Here is a 19,811-nt window from a genome sequence, read left to right as displayed (position 1 = left end):
TCGATGGTGTCGCGGTCCACCCCCGCGTAGGCGAGCGCCGTGCGGGCCGGCTCCTGCGGGGCCCCGAACAGCTTCTCGAAGAAGGTGCGCGTGTCCGCCATGGCGGCGGCCGGGCTCTGCGCCCGGCCGCGGCGCGGCGTCTGGCGCTCGGCGAGCCGCGGCGTCTCGGGCGGGCGCGCCGCCCGGAACTCGGAGGGCCGGGGCACGGGCAGCGGCACCGGCTGCAGGACGAGCCGGGCCTCCGGGGCGAGCGAGGGCGCCTCGGCCGGCCGCGGGGGCAGGGCCGCGACCTGCACGGGCGGCTCGGCCCGCGGCCCGGCGAAGCCGGCGGCCGCGCGCGAGGGCTCCTGCTGCCACGCGAGCCGCGCCGGATCGAGGGCGGGGGTGGGGTCGAACAGCCACGCGGCCCGGGCCGGCGGCGCGGCGACCGCGGCCGGAACCGGGGCGGGGGGCGCGGCGGGAGCCGGCGCGGGCGCGGTCGGCGCCGGACGGGCGGCCCAGGGCACCACGCCCTCGGAGGCGAAGCCGAACCACGCGACCCCGCCGACGACCAGCAGGGAGCGGATCAGCCCGCGGCGGGGCGCGGGCCAGCGCGGGGACGGACCGGCGGAGGGGAAGGCGCGCTGGACCATGGATACGCTACTCGTCGACGCACGTCCCGAGCGATGCGGCCCGCTGACGGCGCAGCGCGCGCCAGAATAGACTGGCGAGATGCGCGTTCGCGCCGCCGTGAAATGGTCCGTTGCTTCGGGAAGTACCAATTTCGGCTGTATCAGCGATAACACCGCGTGGTTAATCAGCACTGAACCGACGTGGTTAATCATCGCTGAACCGGTGCGGGGAGCGCGCCGGATCGTCGTGGGACGGGCGGGCGCCGGGGCTCCCGGGCGCGCCGGACCGGACGGCGGAGCGCGCCCTCCCCGGCGAGCCCGCCTTTCCAGTCGTCGCGCCGGCCGGTTATGCCCTACACAGGGGCGGACGATCGGACGCTTGCTCCGATCCGCTTGAGGACGACGCGCGGGGATGATCGCGGGCTGGGCGGTGGTGCTGACCGCACTCACCTACATCTGCGCCCTGTTCACGGTGGCGCATTGGGGCGACGTGTCCGGCCGGCGCCTGATGCGCGACGAGCGCGTGCGGCCGACCATCTACGCCCTGTCGCTCGCGGTCTACTGCACCTCCTGGACCTTCTTCGGCTCGGTCGGGCTCGCCAGCCATTCGGGCCTCGACTTCCTCACCATCTATGTCGGCCCGGTGCTGGTGATCGGCCTCGGGCACCGGCTGGTGGCGCGGGTCGTGCGGATCGCCAAGGCCCAGAACTCGACCTCCGTCGCCGACTTCATCGCGGCCCGCTACGGCAAGAGCGAGCGCATCGCCGCCCTGGTCTGCCTGATCAGCATCGTCGGGGCGATCCCCTACATCGCCCTGCAGCTGCGCGCCGTCGCGGCCTCGCTGCGGGTCTTCCTCGACGCCACGGACGGGCGCGGCGGCGGCACGATCGGCCTGATGGGCGATCTCGGCCTGTTCACCGCCCTGGTCCTCGCCGGCTTCGCGGTCGCCTTCGGGACCCGCCACGCGGACGCCACCGAGCACCAGGACGGGCTGACGCTCGCCATCGCGATCGAGTCGCTCGTGAAGCTCCTCGCCTTCCTGGTCGTCGGCGGCTTCGTGGTCGGCTGGGTGCTGCGGGAGGCGCCGGTGGTCACCCCCGGGGCCCTGCTCGGCGGGACGGCCGCCCTGGTCGCCGACACGTCCGGCCCCTGGACGCTGCTGGTGCAGGTGCTGCTCTCGTCCTGCGCCGTGCTGCTGCTGCCGCGCCAGTTCCACATGGCCGTGGTGGAGAACCGGGCGGTGGCGGACGTGACCCGCGCCGCCTGGGCCTTCCCGCTCTACCTCGTGCTCATCAACCTGTTCGTCGTGCCGCTCGCGGTGATCGGCCTGATGATGTTCCCGGACGGGAGCGTCATGCGCGACATGACGGTGCTCGCCCTGCCCCTGGCCGAGCGCGCGGACGGCATCGCGCTCATCGCCTTCGTGGGCGGGCTCTCGGCCGCGACCGCGATGGTGATCGTGGAATCGGTCGCGGTCGCGATCATGATCTCGAACCACCTCGTCATCCCGCTGGTCCTGCGCGGGCGGCCGGGGAGCCAGCGGGCGACCAATCTCGGCGGCGTCGTGCTGGCGGTGCGCCGGGTCGCCATCGTGGTGGTGATCCTGGCGGCCTACGCCTATTCGCGGGTGGCCGGCGAGGTGGCGCTCGCCTCGATCGGCCTCCTCTCCTTCGCGGCCGTGGCGCAGATCGGGCCGGCCTTCCTCGGCGGCCTGATCTGGCGGCGCGGCACCGGCCTCGGCGCGGTGGCGGGGCTGACGGCGGGGCTCGCGGTCTGGGCCTACACGCTGCTGCTGCCGAGCCTGCTCGGCGAATCCGCCAGCCCCTGGGCGCGCGCCTTCCTGGAGGACGGGCCCTTCGGCATCGCGGCCCTCAGCCCCACCGCCCTGATGGGGCTCGACGACCTGCCGCGCCTCGTCCACGGCACGCTCTGGAGCCTCGGCCTCAACGCCCTGGCGTATTGGGGCTTCTCGCTGCTGCGGGCGCCGAGCGCGATCGAGCGGCTCCAGGCCGAGGCCTTCGGGCACGAATTCGTGCAGGACGCGCCGCCCCTGCGCCTGTTCCGCGGCACGCTGAGCTTCGGGGAGCTGCGCGCCGCCGTCGCCCGCTTCCTCGGCGAGGAGCGCGCGCAGCGAGCCTTCGACGCCTACTTCGCCGAGCGCGGCCGGATGATCCTCCACCCGGACGCGGTGGCGGGGCTCGGCGAATTGCGCCACGCCGAGCACCTGCTCGCCTCGGCGATCGGCGCCTCCTCGGCCCGGCTCGCGCTCTCGCTGCTGCTCGGGCGGCGCAACGTCTCGCCGCGGGCGGCCCTGCGCCTCCTCGACGACGCCTCGGCGGCCTTCCAGTACAGCCGCGACTTCCTACAGCACGGCCTCGACCACGCGGGCCAGGGCATCACGGTCTTCGACCGCGACATGACCCTGATCGCCTGGAACCGGGCCTTCGCGGACCTCTACGACCTGCCCAACGACATCATGCGCACCGGCATGCCGCTGGAGGAGATCGTCCGCTACAACGCCGCCCGGGGCGCCTACGGCGACCGCGAGGCGGACGACCTCGTGCGCGAGCGCATCGCCGCCTTCCGGCAGGAGACCGGGCCGCAGCGCCTGCGCCTCTCCCCGAGCGGGCGCGTGATCGAGATCCGGGCCAACGCCCTGCCGAACGGGGGCGTGGTCGCGACCTACACGGACGTCACCGACGCGGTCGCGGCCGAGGAGGCCCGCGAGCGCCTCAACGAGGAGCTGGAGCGCCGGGTGCGGGAGCGGACCGAGGAGCTGACCCGCCTCAACGCCGCGCTGAGCCGCGCCAAGGCCGAGGCCGAGGAGGCCAACGCCTCGAAGACGCGCTTCCTCGCCGCCGCGAGCCACGACATCCTGCAGCCCCTCAACGCGGCCCGCCTCTACGCGGCGGCCCTGGTCGAGCGCGACCGCGCCGCCGACCCGACGCTCGCCGAGAACGTCGACGCCTCGCTGGACGCGGTCGAGGAGATCCTGACCGCGCTCCTCGACATCTCCCGCCTCGACACCGGCGCCCTGACGCCGCAGCTCTCGACCTTCCGGGTCTCCGAGCTGATGCGCCAGATCCGGCGCGAATTCGAGCCGATGGCGCGCGAGAAGGGCCTGGAGCTGCGGGTGATGCCCTGCGGCCTCGGCGTCCGCTCGGACCGGCCGCTCCTGCGCCGGCTGCTCCAGAACCTCGTCTCCAACGCCATCAAGTACACCCAATCGGGCCGGGTCCTGGTCGGTGCGCGCCGCCGCGGCGAGCGGCTCGAACTCATGGTCTGCGACACCGGGCTCGGCATCCCGGCCTCCAAGCGCAAGGTGGTGTTCCAGGAATTCCGGCGCCTCGAACAGGGGGCCCGGGTCGCCCGCGGCCTCGGGCTCGGCCTCTCGATCGTCGAGCGCACCGCGCGGCTCCTCGGTCACCCGATCCGCCTGCGCTCCGAGGTCGGGCGCGGCTCGATCTTCTCGGTCCTGGTGCCGGTCGCCGCCCTGCGGCCGGCCCCGGAGGCCGCCGCGGAGGCGCCCCGCCCGGCGGACGCCGCCCTCTCGGGCCTCTCGGTCCTCGCCATCGACAACGAGCCGGCGATCGTGGACGGCATGGCGCGCCTGCTCGCGAGCTGGGGCTGCCGCGTGCGCACGGCGGGCTCGGTCGGCGAGGCGGTGCGGCGGGTGCTCGCCCCCGCCCCGCCCCCCGACGTGATCGTGGCGGATTACCACCTCGACGAGGGCAACGGGCTCGACCTGATCGCCTCGCTGCGGGCGGCCCTGTCGGCCGACGTGCCGGCGGTGCTGCTCACCGCCGACCGCTCGCCGCCGGTGCGGGAGGCGGCCGCGGCGCAGCGCGTCCACCTGCTCACCAAGCCGCTGAAGCCCGCCGCCCTGCGGGCGCTGCTGACCCAGTGGCAGGCCCGGCGGGCGGCGGCCGAGGAACCCTCCGGCTGATCGCGGCGCCGCGCGGCCATCGCCCTCGTCCGGGCGCGCTGGTTCGGCATCGCCGTCCGGACAGCCGATGGCGGTCCTGGCCCGACCTGCTGCCGAACCGGTCGGCGGACAACCGCCCCCTTCACCGGGAGGGCCGCCGGGTCGGCGGCGGCGACGATGCGGAGCCAGGATGCCGGGCGGGACTCCGCCGCGGTCAGTGCCGGACCCACATGATCCGCGCCATCCAGGCGATCTCGGCCGTCGCGATCGAGCGCGCGGCCTCGCCAGGCATCACGGGCGCGAGGTCCGCCACCCGCGCGGTGCGCCGACGCAGCACCGCGCCGACCAGCGCCCCCGTGCGCAGGCTCACCAGGATCCGGTCGCCGCGGCGCATCGGCGCCGTGGCGCAGACCACAAGCACGTCGCCGTCGTGGTAGAGAGGCCGCAGATCGTTGCCCTGAACCTCGATGGCGAAGCAATCCTGCGTGCCGAGATCCGGAAAATCGAGCTCGTCCCAGGCGGACCCGGTCGGGCGGCCGTCCGGCCCGATCCGCCCGGCCACCGCCAGGGCGGCGCTGCCGATCAGCGGCACGACGGCCGCCCCCGCGGCGGCCCGCGGCGAGACGAGCTGCACGAACTCGTCGAGGGTGGCCCCCGTCGCGGCCAGGATCTTGGCGAGGGATTCCGTCGAGGGCCAGCGCCTGCGGCCGTCGGGCGCGACGCGCTTCGAGCGGTTGAAGCTCGTCGGATCGAGCCCCGCGCGCTTGGCCAAGCCCGAGGGGGTCAGCCCGTGGCGCTGCGCGAGATGGTCGATTGCTGACCAAATCCTGTCGTGCGAAAGCATGGGGAGAGTATCTATCACCCGCAATCAGATCTGCGGACCGCTTCGCCCGACACTACTCGGCGTCATCCGAAAGGCAACGCCGCGTGGATGCCGCCCCGTAATAAATCCGGTTTCGCGCGAGAGGCGCCTCGGAATCCTCAGCCATGAGCATGATTTACAAGATCTGCCCGGCCCCGCTGTGGCGGGACGCGCAGGCCGCCGGCCGCTTCCTCGGCGCCCCGGTCGACCTCGCGGACGGGTACATCCACTTCTCCACCGCCGCCCAGGTCGCCGAGACCGCCGCCCGGCATTTCGCCGGCCAGGATGACCTCGTCCTCGTCGCGGTCGCGGCGGAGGATCTCGGCGAGGCCCTGCGCTACGAGCCCTCCCGGGGCGGCGCCCTGTTCCCGCACCTCTACGGGCCGCTGCCGCTCGCGGCGGTCCGCTCCGCGGTGCCGCTCCGGCTCGGACCGGACGGGCGCCACCGTTTCCCCGCGGACCTGGAGGGCTGACACGCCTTGCTCGCCAGCCTGTTCCCCCTCGCCCGGCCCGTTCTCCACGCCCTCGACGCCGAGACGGCCCATCGCCTGACCCTGCGGGCGCTCGCGCTCCTGCCCCCCGGACCACCGCCCGCCGACGACCCGGCCCTGGCGGTCGCGGCCTTCGGCAAGCGCTTCCCGAACCCGGTCGGGCTCGCGGCGGGATTCGACAAGGGGGCCGAGGTGCCGGACGCGCTCCTGCGCCTCGGCTTCGGCTTCGTGGAGGTCGGCGGCGTGGTGCCGCTGCCCCAGCCCGGCAACCCGCGCCCGCGGGTCTTCCGCCTGCCCCGCGACGGCGCCGTCATCAACCGGTTCGGGCTCAACAGCGAGGGGCTCGCCACCGTGGCGGCGCGACTCGCCGCGCGGGCCGGCCGGCCCGGCCTGATCGGCGCGAATATCGGGGCCAACAAGGAGGCGGCCGACCGGCTGGCCGATTACGTGACCTGCACGCGGGCGCTCGCGGGCCTCGTCGACTTCATCACCGTGAACGTCTCCTCGCCCAACACGCCGGGCCTGCGCGACCTGCAGGGCGAGGCCTTCCTGGACGAGCTCCTGGCCCGGGTCGTGGAGGCCCGCGACGCGGCAGGGGGCGGGCGCCGCGCCGCCATCCTGCTCAAGATCGCGCCCGACATCACCCTCGGCGCCCTCGACGCCATCGCGGCCACGGCCCTGCGGCGCGGGGTGGAGGGGCTCGTCGTCTCGAACACCACGGTGGCGCGGCCCGCCGGCCTCGCGGAGGCGGCGCGCGCCCGCGAGGCCGGCGGGCTCTCCGGCCGGCCGCTCTTCTCGCCCTCGACGCGGCTCCTCGCCGAGACCTTCCTGCGGGTCGGCACCCGCCTGCCCCTGGTCGGGGTCGGCGGGATCGATTCGGCCGAGGCCGCCTGGACCAAGATCCGGGCCGGCGCCAGCCTCCTGCAGCTCTACTCGGCCCTGGTCTATGCGGGCCCCGGGCTCGTCGGGACGATCAAGCGCGGGCTCGCCGCGCGCCTCGCCGACCAGGGCCGGCCGCTCGCCGCGTGGGTCGGCCGCGACGCGGCCGAACTCGCGCGCAGCGCCTGACCGGGGCCGCGTCGCGGCCCGCCCGCGGCCGGCCGGAGGCGGCCGCCCGGGCCGCGGCTCACGCCGCGGGCACCTGCGCGGGCACCTGCGCGGGGCCGGCGGGGGCCGCGCCGGCGGGGGCCGGCCCGAAGGCGGCCCGGGCGAGCCTCGGGTAGAGCAGGCCCTGGCCGATGCCGCGGGCGGCCAGGAAGGCCAGGAGCGCGAGCCACAGGCCGGTATTGCCGAGGCCCTGCACGCCCCCCAGCACCGCCAGGTAGGCGGCGAGCGCCGCGACCATCAGGTTGCGCATCGGCCGGGTCCAGGTCGCCCCGATATAGATCCCGTCGAAGGCGAAGGCCGCCGCGGCCACGACGGGCGTCAGGGCCGCGAAGGGCAGGTAGAGGCGCGCGAGGGCGCGCACCTCGGGATTGGTGCTGATCGCGTCGATGAAGGCGCCGCCCGTCGCCAGGAACAGCAGCGAGACCGCGAGGCCGAAGCCGAGGCACCAGCCGAGCGCGTAGCGGACGGCGCGCCGGAAGGCGCCCTCCCGGCGGGCGCCGAGCGCCTGCCCGCACAGCACCTCCGCCGCGGTGGCGAAGCCGTCGAGGAAGAAGCTGCCGACGAGGAACAGGTTCTGCAGCACGGCATTCGCCGCGAGGGTGAGGTCGCCCGCCCGCGCCCCGAGCGCCGAGAAGGAGCCGAAGGCCGCGATCACGGCCAGGGTGCGCACCATCACGTCGCCGTTGACCGCGAGCATGCGCAGCAGGGAGGTCCGCTCCAGCACCTCCGCGCGGGGGATCCGCCAGGGCCGGGAGCCGAGGCGGCGCAGCACCAAGAGGCCGAGGAGGAAGCCCAGGGCCTCGGCCAGGACCGCCGCCAGGGCCGCCCCCGCGACCCCGAGGCCGAGGCCGAGCACGAGCAGGATCGTGAGCGCGATGTTCGCGACGTTCATGGCGACCTGGAGGGCGAGGCCGAGATCGGTGCGCCCGCGTCCCAGGGTCGAGCCCAGCACGGCGTAGTTCATGAGCGTGAACGGCGCCGCGACGATGCGGATGCCGAAATAGGTCGCGAGGGCCGCGGTGACCGCCGGGCTCGCGCCGGCGAGCGCGAAGGCCGCCTCGCCGAGCGGCCGCTGCAGGGCGACGAGCAGCAGGCCCACGCCGCCCCCGACCGCCAGCGCCCGCGCCAGGGCCCGGTCGATCTCGGCCGCGTCGCCCGCCCCGGCGGCCTGGGCGGTGAGCCCGGCGGTGGCCATGCGCAGCGAGCCGAAGGTCCAGAACAGGTAGTCGAACAGGACGGCCCCGAGGGCGAGCGCCCCGAGGAGCGCGGCATCGCCCAGCCGCCCGATCGCCGCCGCGCCGACGACGCCGAGGAGCGGCGTCGTGACATTGGCGAGGGTCATCGGCAGGGCGAGGGCGAGGACGCGGCGGTTCGTCACCGCCGGGGCTGCGGACGCGTCCATGCGCCTAGCGCCCGCCCGCGAGCAGCCGCGACAGCAGCCAGAGCGGCACGACCACGACGGCGCCGGCGATCAGCCAGGTCCCGGCGTCGTGGAAGGTCGACAGGCCGAGGTCGATGAGCGTGCGCAGCGTGTCGTAGGCGTGGACGTAGAGCGCCCGGGGGGTGATCCCGATCATCGCCATGCCGGCGCCGACCAGGAGCGACAGGAAGACGAGCCGGACGAGGACGGCGGCGGGCGAGCCGCCCAGGAAGCGCCGCAGGTCCGAGCCGGCCCGATGCGCGCCGGACCCGTCATAGGCCCCGCGCGGATCCTGGCCGCCGCGCGGATCGTGCGGCCGCCCGGGCGGAATGGTGAAACGCGGATCGCTCATCGGGGCCTCGCGGAAGGGGATCGAACGGAAAGCTGCGGCCTGCCGCACACACGTCCCCGCAAATCTGCAACGGACGCGTTACGTCGCTCCGCGGCGCGTCGTAAAGATGGCGAGCGTCAAGCCCCACACCAGGAGGGCGCGCCATCGATTCACGAGGGAGACGTCCGCCGCAGCGGGCGGTCACGGGTTCGCAGCATGATCGACCACGCGCTCTTCGATCCCGCCAAGGCCGACCCGGATGCGGAGCGGCTCAACCGGGAGATCATGGCCGCGCAGGCGAGCGCCCCGGATCCCTGGTCGCTGCCCGTCGCCGAGGTGCGGGCTCGGCGACGACAGGGCAGCGCCGCCTTCCCGGCGATGCCGCAGAGCCCGCGGGCCGAGACGCTGACCATCCCGGGCCCGGGCGGCCCGATCGCCCTCAGGGTGATTCGCCCGGTGCGCAAGCCGCGCGGCGCCTACCTGCACATTCACGGCGGCGGCTGGATCTGGGGCGCGGCCGACGAGCAGGACCCCTGGCTGGAGCGCATCGCCGACCGCTGCGGCTTCGTCTGCATCTCGGTCGAGTACCGGCTCGCGCCCGAGCACCCCTACCCGGCCCCGCTCGACGATTGCGCGGCGGCGGCGCTGTGGCTGCACGGCGAGGGGCGGCGCCTGTTCGGCGTCGAGGCGCTGACCATCGGCGGCGAATCGGTCGGAGCCCACCTCTCGGTGATGACGCTCCTGCGCCTGCGCGACCGCCACCGGCTCCCGAAGGCGTTCCGGGGCGCGAACCTGTTCTCCGGCCTGTTCGACCTCGGCGTCACCGCGAGCGCCCGCAACTGGGGCGAGGAGCGGCTCGTCCTCAATTCCCGCGACGTGCGCCGCTTCGCGGACGGCTTCGTGCCCGAGGGGGTCGCCCGGCGCTCGCCCGAGGTCTCGCCGCTCTACGCCGATCTCAAGGGCCTGCCCCCCGCCCTGTTCTCGGTCGGGACCCGCGACCCGCTCCTCGACGACACGCTGTTCATGTCGATGCGCTGGGCCGCGGCCAATAACGGGGGTTACACGGCGGTCTATACCGGCGGCTGCCACGTCTTCATCCGCTACCCCCTGGCGATGACCGAGCGGGCGCTGGAGCTGATCGAGCGCTTCCTGATGGCGCTGGCCTGAAGCCGGGCGCCGTCAGGCCGTGCGCGCGACGGTGGTGCCGATCGGGGCGGCCTGCGCGGCCTCCGACTCGCGCGCGTAGGTCTTGGCGCGCAGGGCCGATTCGGAGGGGAGCTGGTCGAGCACCGAGCCGGAATTCGGGTCGAGCACCTGGAACACCATCTGCTGGGTCTCGACGTCGCGGCGGTAGCGCACCTCGGAGCGGCCGGCATCGGGCGACGGCTCGGGCGGGGCTTCCGCGAGGGCGCGCTTCGCCTCCGGGCTCAGGTCGAGGGTGACGGCGTCGTCGAGCGGCGCGGATTCGGGCTCGCGCCCGCCGGTCGGGCGGCGCGGCGGAGGGTCCGCCTCGATCGGGGCAGGCGCGCTCGGCGCCGCCAAGGACCGGATCTCGAACATCGAGAGTCCCCAGGTGTTCATGCTGGCATGATCAGACACCCGTCGTCCCTACCCGGACCTTAACGGCGCGCCCCGCTCGCGCGCTGGTGTGAAGGCCTGGTTAACGCCGGCGCATTCTTTTTCACGACATCGCGCCGGCGGTTCGCCCGGCGGGCGCGCCTGAGGGCGGGGCCGGTGCGGTGGCGGATCGGACCCATCGCGGCGGGCGCCGCGGGCTCAGGCCGGCGCGACGAATTCCGCGGTCTCGCGGATCCAGGCGCGGGCCTGATCGCTCAGGGTGAGGCCGAGCCCGGGCCGGGTCGGCACGATCATCCGGCCGCCCTCGAGGGCCAGCCGCTCGTTGAAGAGCGGTTCGAGCCACTCGAAATGCTCCACCCAGGGCTCCCGCTGGAGCGCGGCGGCGAGGTGGATGTGCAACTCCATGGCGAAGTGCGGCGCGACGGTGAGGCCGGCGAATTCCGCCAGCGCCGCCACCTTGAGGAAGGGCGTGATGCCGCCGACCCGCGGCGCGTCCGGCATCAGGTAGTCGGCGCCGTTCTGGCGGATGAAGTCCCAGTGCTCGGCGACGCTCGTCAGCATCTCGCCGGTGGCGATCGGCGTGTCGAGGGCGGCGGCGAGCGCCGCGTGGCCGGCCGCGTCCAGGCAGTCGAGGGGCTCCTCGATCCAGACGAGGTCGAAGGCCTCGAAGATCCGGCCCATGCGCAGGGCGGTCGGCCGGTCCCATTGCTGGTTGGCATCGACCATCAGCGGGACCTCGTCGCCGAGGCGCTCCCGCACGGCGGCGACCCGCTTCAAGTCGAGGGCCCCGTCCGGCTGCCCGACCTTGAGCTTGATGCCGCCGATCCCGCGGGCGCGGGAGCGCTCGGCATTGACCAGCAGCTCGTCGAGGGGCGTGTGCAGGAAGCCGCCCGACGTGTTGTAGCAGCGCACCGAATCGCGGTGCGCCCCGAGGAGCTTGGCGAGCGAGAGGCCGGCCCGCCTCGCCTTCAGGTCCCAGAGGGCGACGTCGAAGGCGCCGATCGCCTGGACCGCGAGGCCGCCGCGGCCGGCCGAGGCTCCCGCCCAGGCGAGGCGGTCCCAGGCCTTGGCGATGTCGCTCGGATCCTCCCCGAGCAGGGCGGGCGCGATCTCGCGGGCATGGGCGAACTGCCCCGGGCCGCCGGCCCGCTTCACGTAGCTGAAGCCGAGGCCGCCCGACCCGTCCCCGGCCTCGATCTCGCAGACCAGGATGGCGATCTCGGTCATCGGCCTCTGGCGCCCGGTGAGCACCTTGGCGTCGCTGATCGGGCTGGCGAGCGGCAGGGTCACCGCGTGCAGCCTGATCCGGCGGATCGTGTCGGTCCCGTGCGGCATCCTCGTTCCTCCCGGTGATGGCCCGTGCCGGTGATGGCCCGTGCCGGTGATGGGCCCTGGCGGGCGCGGCGCCCCGGGCGGGGCGCCCGCGCGACGTCAGGTCGGGAGCGCCGCGACCTTGGCGGCGGTCCGCACCCGGCCCGGCGCCGTGAGCAGGGCGAGGAGGGCCGAGAGCACCGCGCAGGCGGTGAGGAAGCCGAGCGCCGCCCCGAAGCCGCCGGTCGCGTCCTTGATCCAGCCGACCACGAAGGGGCCGACGAAGCCGCCGAGATTGCCGATCGAGTTGATCATCGCGATGCCGCCCGCGGCGGCGGTGCCGGTCAGGAACTCGCTCGGCATGGTCCAGAAGGCCGGCTTGCAGCCGTAGAGCCCGATCGTCGCCACCGCGATCGCCACCACCGCCATCAGGGTGTTGCCGTAGAGGCCCGCCGCGGCCAGCCCCCCCGCCCCGAGCAGGCAGGCGACGATGTAGTGCCACTTGCGCTCGCGCATCCGGTCCGAGGACCAGCTCCAGACGAGGAGCCCGATCGTGCCGACCACGTAGGGCGCGGCGCTGACGAGGCCGACCTCCAGGTCGGAGCCGCCGAGGCCCTTCACGATCTGCGGCAGGAAGTAGGTGATCCCGTAGGTCGCCGTGACGATGGTGAAGTACATCAGGGCGAGCGAGAGCACGCGCAGGTCCGAGAAGGCGCGGCGCAGGCTCATGTGGCCCTGCTCCTGGCGCAGCAGGTCCTGCCGCTCCCGCTCGATCGCGCCGCACAGCCACGCCTTCTCGTCGGGCGCGAGCCAGTCGGCGACGGCGGGCGAGTCGGTGAGCCAGCGCAGCACCACGAAGGCGAGGAGCACGGCCGGGGCCGCCTCGACCAGGAAGAGCCACTGCCAGCCCGCCAGCCCGAGCGCCCCGTCGAGGCGCAGGAGCACGCCCGAGAGCGCCGCCGTCACGGCGTTCGAGACCGGAACCGCCAGGTAGAGCGAGGCCAGCACGCGGCTGCGATAGGCCTTCGGGAACCAGTAGGTGAAGTAGAGGATCACGCCCGGGAAGAACCCGGCCTCAGCGACGCCGAGGAGGAAGCGCATCACCACGAAGCTGGTCGGCCCGGTCACGAAGGCCATCGCGCCCGCCACGAGGCCCCAGGAGATCATGATGCGGGCGATCCAGCGCCGCGCCCCGGCCTTCTCCAGGAGCAGGTTGCTCGGCACCTCGAAGACGAAGTAGCCGAGGAAGAAGATGCCGGCCCCGAAGCCGAAATCCTTCGCCGAGAGCCCCAGCGCCTGCGACATGCCGCCGGTCGCCGCGAAGCTGACGTTGGTGCGGTCGATGTAGGCGATGAGGTAGATGATGACGATGAGCGGCAGGAGGCGCCACGCCACCTTGCGGATCGTCCTCGCCTCGAGTTCGCGGTCGGCCTGATCCATGGTTTCCTCCCGATTGTCGGTTATCGCGTCGTTGCCGGGGCCGGATCGCCCCGGAGGTCCCGATGGCGTCAGGTGACGGGCGCCGGGTTGAAGAGGGTGAGGTCGTTGTAGAGGCCCCAGCGGTCCGACCAGGGCTTGGTGCGCCCGCTCGCCACGTCGAGGATCAGGCGGAAGAGCTCCCAGCCCATCTCCTCGATCGTCGCCTCGCCGGTGGCGATCCGGCCGGCATCGAGGTCGATCAGGTCCGCCCAGCGCTCGGCGAGCTCCGTGCGGGTCGCCACCTTGATCACCGGCGCCTCGGCCAGGCCGTAGGGGGTGCCCCGCCCCGTGGAGAAGACCTGCAGGGTCATGCCGGAGGCGAGCTGCAGCGTGCCGCAGACGAAGTCGCTCGCCGGGGTCGCGGCGAAGATCAGGCCCTTCCGGCGCACCCGCTCGCCCGGCGCGAGCACGCCGCGAATCGCGCTCGTGCCCGACTTCGCCACCGAGCCGAGGGCCTTCTCGACGATGGTGTTGAGCCCGCCCTTCTTGTTGCCGGGCGAGGGATTGGCGCTGCGGTCGGCCTGCCCGCGGGCGAGGTAGGCGTCGTACCACGCCATCTCGCGGATCAGCGCGCGGGCCACCTCCTCGGTCTCGGCCCGCGGGGTGAGGAGGTGGATGGCGTCGCGCACCTCGGTGACTTCCGAGAACATCACGGTCGCCCCGCAGCGCACCAGCAGGTCGGCGCAATAGCCGAGCGCCGGGTTGGCGGTGACGCCCGAGAAGGCGTCGCTGCCGCCGCATTGCAGCCCGACGACGAGGTCCGAGGCCGGGCAGGTCTCGCGGCGGCGGCGGTTCAGCACCTCCAGCCGCGCCCGCGCCATCGCCATGATGCTCTCCAGCATCATGCCGAAGCCCTGGTGGCGCTCGTCCTGGAGCCGCACCACGCCCTCGCCCTGCCCGTCCGGCAGCAGCCGCTCGGAGACGAGCTTCTCGCAGCCGAGGCCCACCACCATCACCTCGCCGCCGAAATTCGGGTTCTGGGCGAGGCTCTGCAGGGTGCGGATCGGGATCACGGCCTCGGGCGCGTTGATGGCGACGCCGCAGCCATAGGCGTGGGTCAGCCCGACCACGTCGTCGACGTTCGGGTAGCGCGGCAGCAACTCCTCGCGGATGCGCCGGACGGCGACGTCGAGGGTGCCGGCGACGCATTGCACGCTGGTCGAGATGGCCAGGATGTTGCGCGTGCCGACCGAGCCGTCCGGGTTGCGGTAGCCCTCGAACGTGTAGCCGTCGAGGGGCGGGAGGGGCGCCGGGACCCGGGTGGCGAGCGCGAGGGCGTCGAGGGCCGGCGCGGGCGGCGTCCGCACCCGGCTCTCCTCGACCCAGGCGCCGCGGGAGATGTCCCGCAGGGCGGTGCCGATCACCTCGCCGTAGCGGCGCACCGGGGCGCCCTCGGGGATGTCGGCGAGGGCCACCTTGTGGCCCTGCGGCACGAATTCGCGCAGGGTGAGCCCGTCCGGAAGTGCGGTGCCGGCCGGCAGCCCGAAGGCGTTCACCACGATCGCGACGTTGTCGTCCGGGTGGAGCCGGATCGTGCGGGGCAGGTCCCCCGCGAGTCCCGGACTCGTCTTGGTTCCCGGACTCGTCTTGGTTCCCGGACTCGTCTTGGCGTCCGCCGGCATCGGATCCTCCCTCTCGCGGCGCGCCGGCCGCGGCGACGGGCCAGCAGGCGCTGGCGCGGATCCGGCGGCTCGCCTCGGCTCAGGCCTCGGCCCAGCCCGTGGTTGAGAGAGTCATAGCGAGCGCATTCATCTCAGGCCAACTCAGAGTCGGCATGGATTGATGCCGGAAATGGATCGACGGGCGGCGGGCCGGCCGGATTCCCCGCCCGCGGACGCGAAGCGGCGCGGGTGCCGAACGGCCCCGCGCCGGGATCTGCCTCGCGCGTGAAGCGGCGGCGCCGGGCCGGGAGCCCGCCCCTACTCGGCCGCGATCGAGGCCGGGACGACGGGCACCACCCGGGCGGCGCAGAACTTGAACTCCGGGATCTTGCCCATCGGGTCGAGCGCCGGGTTGGTGAGCAGGTTCGCGGCGGCCTCGGCGTAGCAGAAGGGCATGAACACCATCCCCTCCGGCACGTCGCGGTCGGAGCGCACCTTCACCTCGACGGCGCCGCGGCGGGTCTCGAGGCGCATCCGGTCGCCCGGCACGAGGCCGAGCCGGCCGAGTTCGCGCGGCGCCATGAAGGCCACCGCCTCGGGCTCGATCGCGTCGAGCACCCCGGCGCGGCGGGTCATCGAGCCCGTGTGCCAGTGCTCCAGCACGCGGCCGGTCGAGAGGACCATCGGGAACTCGGTGTCCGGCACCTCGTCGGGCGGCGTCACCGCGGCCGGAACGATCTTGGCGCGCCCGCTCTCGGTCGGGAACCCGGCGTAGAAGATGATCTCGTGGCCGGGCTCGTCCGGCGCGTCGACCGGGTAGGTGACGGCGCCCTCGCGCTCCACCCGCTCCCAGGTGATGTTCTTGAGCGAGGGCATCACCCGGGCCATCTCGGTGAAGATGTCGGCCGGGCCGCCATAATCCCAGGCCAGGCCGAGGCGCCGGGCCATCTCCTGGATGATCCACCAATCCTGGCGCGCGTCGCCCGGGGGCGGCACGACCGGGCGGGCCATCTGCACGCGGCGATCGGTATTGGTGAAGGTGCCGGCCTTCTCGGCGAAGGCCGAGGCCGGCAGCACCACGTCGGCGTGGAAGGCGGTCTCGGTCAGGAAGAGGTCCTGCACGACGAGGTGGTCGAGCATCGCCAGCGCCTGCCGGGCGTGGTTGAGGTCGGGATCCGACATCGCCGGGTTCTCACCCTCGACGTACATGCCGCGGATGCTGCCGGCGTGGATCGCCCGCATGATCTCCACCACGGTGAGACCCTGCTTGGGATCGAGGGACTGGCCCCAGAAGTCCTCGAACAATTCCCGCACCGCCGCCTTCTCGACGGATTGGTAGTCCGGATAGACCATCGGGATCAGGCCGGCATCGGAGGCGCCCTGGACGTTGTTCTGGCCGCGCAGGGGGTGCAGGCCGGTGCCGGGCCGGCCGATCTGGCCGGTGGTGAGGGCGAGCGCGATCAGGCAGCGAGAATTGTCCGTGCCGTGCACGTGCTGGCTCACGCCCATGCCCCAGAAGATGATCGAGGCCTTCGAGCGGGCGTAGAGCCGGGCCACCTCGCGCAGGGTCTCGGCCGGGATGCCGCACACCTTCGCCATCTTCTCGGGCGTGAACTCGCGGATGCGGTCCTTCAGCGCGTCGAAGTTCTCGGTGTAGCCGGCGATGTACTGCTGATCGGTGAGACCCTCCTCGACGATCACGTTCAGCATCGCGTTCAGCATGGCCACGTCGGTGCCCGGCTTGAAGGCGAGGTGGCGATAGGCGTGGCGCGACAGGACCTGCCGGCGCGGGTCCATGATGATCAGCTTGGCGCCGCGCTCCTTGACGGCGTTCTTGATGAAGGTGGCGGCGACCGGGTGGTTCACGGTCGGGTTCGCGCCGATGACGACGATCACCTCGGCGTCGAGCGCCGCCGAGAACGGGGCCGAGACGGCGCCCGAATTCAGCCCCTCCATCAGCGCCGCCACCGAGGAGGCGTGGCAGAGCCGGGTGCAATGGTCGACGTTGTTGGTGCCGAAGCCGAGCCGCACCAGCTTCTGGAACAGGTAGGCTTCCTCGTTCGAGCCCTTGGCCGAGCCGAAGCCCGCCAGCGCGTGGCGTCCGTGGCTGTCGCGCACGCGCCTCAGGCCGCCGGCCGCGCGCGCGAGGGCCTCTTCCCAGCTCGCCTCGCGGAAATGGGTCCAGGGATTGGCCGGATCGACCTGGTCGTTGGCGTCCTTGGCGACGTTGTCGAGGCGAATCAGGGGCTTGGTCAGCCGGTGGGGGTGGTGGACGTAGTCGAAGCCGAAGCGGCCCTTCACGCAGAGCCGGTTGTGGTTGGCCGGGCCGTCCTTGCCCTCCGCGTAGACGATGCGGTCGTCCTTGACCTTGTAGGAGACCTGGCAGCCGACGCCGCAATAGGGGCAGAGCGAGTCGACCGAGCGGTCGGGATAGACCTCGCGCTGCTGCGCGTCGTTCAGGTAGGCGGCCGGCATCAGGGCGCCGGTCGGGCAGGCCTGGACGCACTCGCCGCAGGCGACGCAGGTCGAGGAGCCCATCGGGTCGTCGAAGTCGAACACGACCTTGGCGTCCGCGTTGCGGTAGGCCATGCCGATCACGTCGTTGACCTGGACTTCGCGGCAGGCCCGGACGCAGAGGTTGCACTGGATGCAGGCGTCGAGGTTCACCCGCATCGCCGGGTGGCTCGCGTCGGTCGCCCAGCGCTCCTCGGCCGGGAAGCGGCTCTCGCTCACGCCGACGTGGTCGGCCTGCGACCAGAAGTGCGAGTCCGGATCGTGCGAGGTCGCGCGCTCCGGCTGATCGGCGACGAGGAGCTCCATCACCATGGCGCGGGCCTTCACGGCCCGGTCGGTCTGGGTCTTGACCTTCATGCCGACGGCCGGCGTGCGCTTGCACGAGGCCGCGAGCACGCGCTCCCCCTCGATCTCGACCATGCAGGCGCGGCAATTGCCGTCCGGCCGGTAGCCCGGGGCGGGCTTGTGGCAGAGGTGCGGGATGTGGGTGCCGAGCCGCTGGGCGACCGCCCACAGGGTCTCGCCCGGGCGCGCCTCGACCTGCTCGCCGTCGAGCTCGAACACGACGCCGGGGATGCCCGCCGGCAGGTCGCGCAGCGACAGGGTCCCGCTCGGGGCGGGCCCGGCCTGCCCGCCGGCCTTCGTGCCCTGCGAGTAGGAGCCGCCGCCCTGGGGCGTGCCGCCGGTGCCGCCGGCATCCTGGGGCGCGGAGGGCCGGGTCGCGAGCGGGTCGCCGCCGGCCGGGTTGCTGTTCTGGGTGCCGCTGCTCATGGTGTCGCTTCCGCTTCCGGCCCGTCCCGCCCTACTCGGCCGCCATGGGCCGCGGGGTCGGGAAGAGGTCCGGGAAATACTTGATGACGCTGGTGAGCGGATTCGAGGCCGCTTGGCCGAGGCCGCAGATCGAGGCGTCGCGCATGCATTGCGACAACTCGCCGAGGAGGTCGGTGTCCCAGACCCCGCTCTCCATCAGCATGCGGGCCTTCTGGGTGCCGACCCGGCAGGGCGTGCACTGGCCGCAGGACTCGTCCTCGAAGAACCGCATTAGGTTGAGGGCCGCACCGCGGATGTCGTCCTTGTCGGAGAGCACCACCACGGCGGCCGAGCCGATGAAGCAGCCGTACTTCTCGAGGGTCCCGAAATCGAGCGGGATGTCGTCCATCGCGGCCGGCAGGATGCCGCCCGAGGCGCCGCCCGGCAGGTAGGCCGCGAAGCGGTGGCCCTCGGCCATGCCGCCGCAGAATTCCTCGATCAACTCGCGGATGGTGACCCCGGCCGGCGCGAGCTTCACGCCCGGCTCCCTCACCCGGCCCGACACCGAGTAGGAGCGCAGGCCCGTGCGGCCGTTGCGGCCGTGGCTCTTCCACCAATCCGGGCCGCGCTCGATCAGGTCGCGAATCCAGTACAGCGTCTCGACGTTGTTGATCAGCGTCGGGCGCCCGAACAGGCCGACCTGGAACGGGTACGGGGGCTTGTGGCGCGGCAGGCCGCGCTTGCCCTCGATCGACTCGATCAGCGAGGATTCCTCGCCGCAGATATAGGCCCCGGCCCCGCGCCGCAGGTGCAGGCGCGGCCCGCCCGGCGGCAGCTTGGCAATCTCCCGCGCCAGGATCTGGCGGGCGATCGGGTACTCGTCGCGGATGTAGAGGTAGACGTCCTCGGCCTCGACCACGTGGGCGCCGATCAGGGTGCCTTCGAGGAAGCGGTGCGGGTCGGTGTTGAGGTAGAGCTGGTCCTTGAAGGTGCCGGGCTCGCCCTCGTCGCCGTTCACCGCCATCAGGCGCGGGCCGGGCTCGCCGCGCACCGAGCGCCACTTGCGACCGGTCGGGAAGCCCGCCCCGCCGAGGCCCCGCAGCGAGCCGTCGTCGAGGACCTTGAGCACGTCCTCGACCGAGAGATCGCCGGCGCGCAGGCGCTCCAGGGTCCGGTAGCCGCCCGCGTCCCGGTAGGCGTCGAAATCGATCGTGTCGGGAAGATGCGCGTGCGTGTCGCCGGCCGCGACCGCCGCCCGCACGGTCTCGACCGTGGCCCGGTGCAGGAAATTGTGCCCGACCTCGGCGGCCGGGGCGTGGTCGCACAGGCCGACGCAGGGCGCGCGCACCACGCGCACCTGCGCGCCGATCTCCGCCTGGAGCGCGGCGAGGAGCTCCTCGGCGCCGTGCATCGCGCAGGTGAGGCTGTCGCAGACCCGCACGGTCAGCGCCGGGATCGCCGCCTCGCCCTCCTTCACCACGTCGAAATGGGCGTAGAAGGTCGCGGTCTCGAACACCTCCGCGAAGGCGAGCCCCATCTCGTCGGCGAGCGCCGCGAGGTGGGGAGCGCTGATCTGCCCGTAGGTGTCCTGGACGAGGTGCAGGTGCTCGATGAGGAGGTCGCGGCGGCGCGGCGCCTCGCCGAGGAGCGCGGCGATCTCGGCCTTCGCCCGGGGATCGACCTGGCGCCCCTTCGGCACCGGCCTCGCCCGCTCGCGACCGCGTCCGGGGTGTTCGAAGCGCTTGACGCGCGACACATCGTGCTGGCTCATGGGGTCACCGTACCAGCTGGCATACAAAATACAAGGTACCGCACGGGGACGCTCGCGCTG

At 73.5% G+C, this 19,811-nt stretch carries 13 protein-coding genes and 1 pseudogene; 4 read left to right on the top strand and 10 right to left on the bottom strand.

Annotated features, from left to right (window positions below):
- Positions 1–632, bottom strand: a pseudogene (locus MET2598_RS42080) (DUF2778 domain-containing protein); the annotation flags it as partial.
- Between the two features lie 391 nt (positions 633–1,023).
- Between MET2598_RS42080 and MET2598_RS0107380 the strand changes: the two are divergent.
- Positions 1,024–4,557 carry a hybrid sensor histidine kinase/response regulator gene (locus MET2598_RS0107380; protein WP_018260393.1) on the top strand — a complete coding sequence of 1,178 codons (3,534 nt, stop codon included), beginning with the start codon at positions 1,024–1,026 and terminating at the stop codon, positions 4,555–4,557.
- 193 nt (positions 4,558–4,750) lie between these two features.
- On the opposite strand, the gene MET2598_RS0107375 is transcribed toward MET2598_RS0107380, so the two are convergent.
- Positions 4,751–5,380: a S24 family peptidase gene (locus tag MET2598_RS0107375; RefSeq protein ID WP_026190576.1), complete on the bottom strand. Its 630-nt coding sequence runs from the start codon at positions 5,378–5,380 to the stop codon at positions 4,751–4,753.
- 143 nt (positions 5,381–5,523) lie between these two features.
- On the opposite strand from MET2598_RS0107375, the gene MET2598_RS0107370 reads away from it, so the two are divergent.
- Together MET2598_RS0107370 and MET2598_RS0107365 are read left to right on the top strand one after the other, a co-directional pair.
- Complete coding sequence (locus tag MET2598_RS0107370) at positions 5,524–5,871, top strand: DUF952 domain-containing protein (protein WP_012333062.1); 348 nt, start codon at positions 5,524–5,526, stop codon at positions 5,869–5,871.
- A gap of 6 nt (positions 5,872–5,877) precedes the next feature.
- Positions 5,878–6,957, top strand: coding sequence for a quinone-dependent dihydroorotate dehydrogenase (locus MET2598_RS0107365; RefSeq protein ID WP_018260391.1), 1,080 nt, complete (start codon positions 5,878–5,880; stop codon positions 6,955–6,957).
- Positions 6,958–7,015: 58 nt separating this feature from the next.
- Here the strand turns inward: MET2598_RS0107365 and MET2598_RS0107360 are convergent, their stop codons facing one another.
- Positions 7,016–8,398 carry an MATE family efflux transporter gene (locus MET2598_RS0107360; RefSeq protein WP_012333064.1) on the bottom strand — a complete coding sequence of 461 codons (1,383 nt, stop codon included), beginning with the start codon at positions 8,396–8,398 and terminating at the stop codon, positions 7,016–7,018.
- Positions 8,399–8,402: 4 nt separating this feature from the next.
- Entirely contained in the window at positions 8,403–8,768 is a 366-nt protein-coding gene (locus MET2598_RS0107355) for a DUF6460 domain-containing protein (protein ID WP_012333065.1), read from the bottom strand.
- 195 nt (positions 8,769–8,963) lie between these two features.
- Between MET2598_RS0107355 and MET2598_RS0107350 the strand changes: the two genes are divergently transcribed.
- Positions 8,964–9,914: an alpha/beta hydrolase gene (locus MET2598_RS0107350; RefSeq protein WP_012333066.1), complete on the top strand. Its 951-nt coding sequence runs from the start codon at positions 8,964–8,966 to the stop codon at positions 9,912–9,914.
- Positions 9,915–9,926: 12 nt separating this feature from the next.
- On the opposite strand, the gene MET2598_RS0107345 is transcribed toward MET2598_RS0107350, so the two are convergent.
- The 6 genes from MET2598_RS0107345 to MET2598_RS0107320 all read right to left on the bottom strand — a co-directional run bounded on the left by MET2598_RS0107345 (position 9,927) and on the right by MET2598_RS0107320 (position 19,751).
- Positions 9,927–10,328: a flagellar protein FlaG gene (locus MET2598_RS0107345; RefSeq protein WP_012333067.1), complete on the bottom strand. Its 402-nt coding sequence runs from the start codon at positions 10,326–10,328 to the stop codon at positions 9,927–9,929.
- A 195-nt stretch (positions 10,329–10,523) separates the two neighbouring features.
- Complete coding sequence (locus tag MET2598_RS0107340) at positions 10,524–11,660, bottom strand: L-talarate/galactarate dehydratase (protein ID WP_018260390.1); 1,137 nt, start codon at positions 11,658–11,660, stop codon at positions 10,524–10,526.
- A gap of 96 nt (positions 11,661–11,756) precedes the next feature.
- A complete protein-coding gene (locus MET2598_RS0107335) occupies positions 11,757–13,076 on the bottom strand; it encodes an MFS transporter (RefSeq protein WP_018260389.1) in 1,320 nt (439 codons plus the stop codon).
- Between the two features lie 68 nt (positions 13,077–13,144).
- Positions 13,145–14,737, bottom strand: a complete 1,593-nt coding sequence (gene garD, locus MET2598_RS0107330) for a galactarate dehydratase (RefSeq protein ID WP_018260388.1) — start codon at positions 14,735–14,737, stop codon at positions 13,145–13,147.
- Positions 14,738–15,034: 297 nt separating this feature from the next.
- The gene (gene fdhF / locus MET2598_RS0107325; RefSeq protein WP_012333071.1) at positions 15,035–18,001 is read right to left on the bottom strand and encodes a formate dehydrogenase subunit alpha; all 2,967 of its coding nucleotides are present in this window, start codon (positions 17,999–18,001) and stop codon (positions 15,035–15,037) included.
- Between the two features lie 31 nt (positions 18,002–18,032).
- The gene (locus tag MET2598_RS0107320) at positions 18,033–19,751 is read right to left on the bottom strand and encodes an NAD(P)H-dependent oxidoreductase subunit E (protein WP_012333072.1); all 1,719 of its coding nucleotides are present in this window, start codon (positions 19,749–19,751) and stop codon (positions 18,033–18,035) included.
- Between the last annotated feature and the right edge of the window lie 60 nt (positions 19,752–19,811).

This window comes from Methylobacterium sp. WSM2598 (assembly GCF_000379105.1).
Classification (GTDB): domain Bacteria; phylum Pseudomonadota; class Alphaproteobacteria; order Rhizobiales; family Beijerinckiaceae; genus Methylobacterium.
This window is presented reverse-complemented; position numbering and strand designations above follow the sequence as displayed.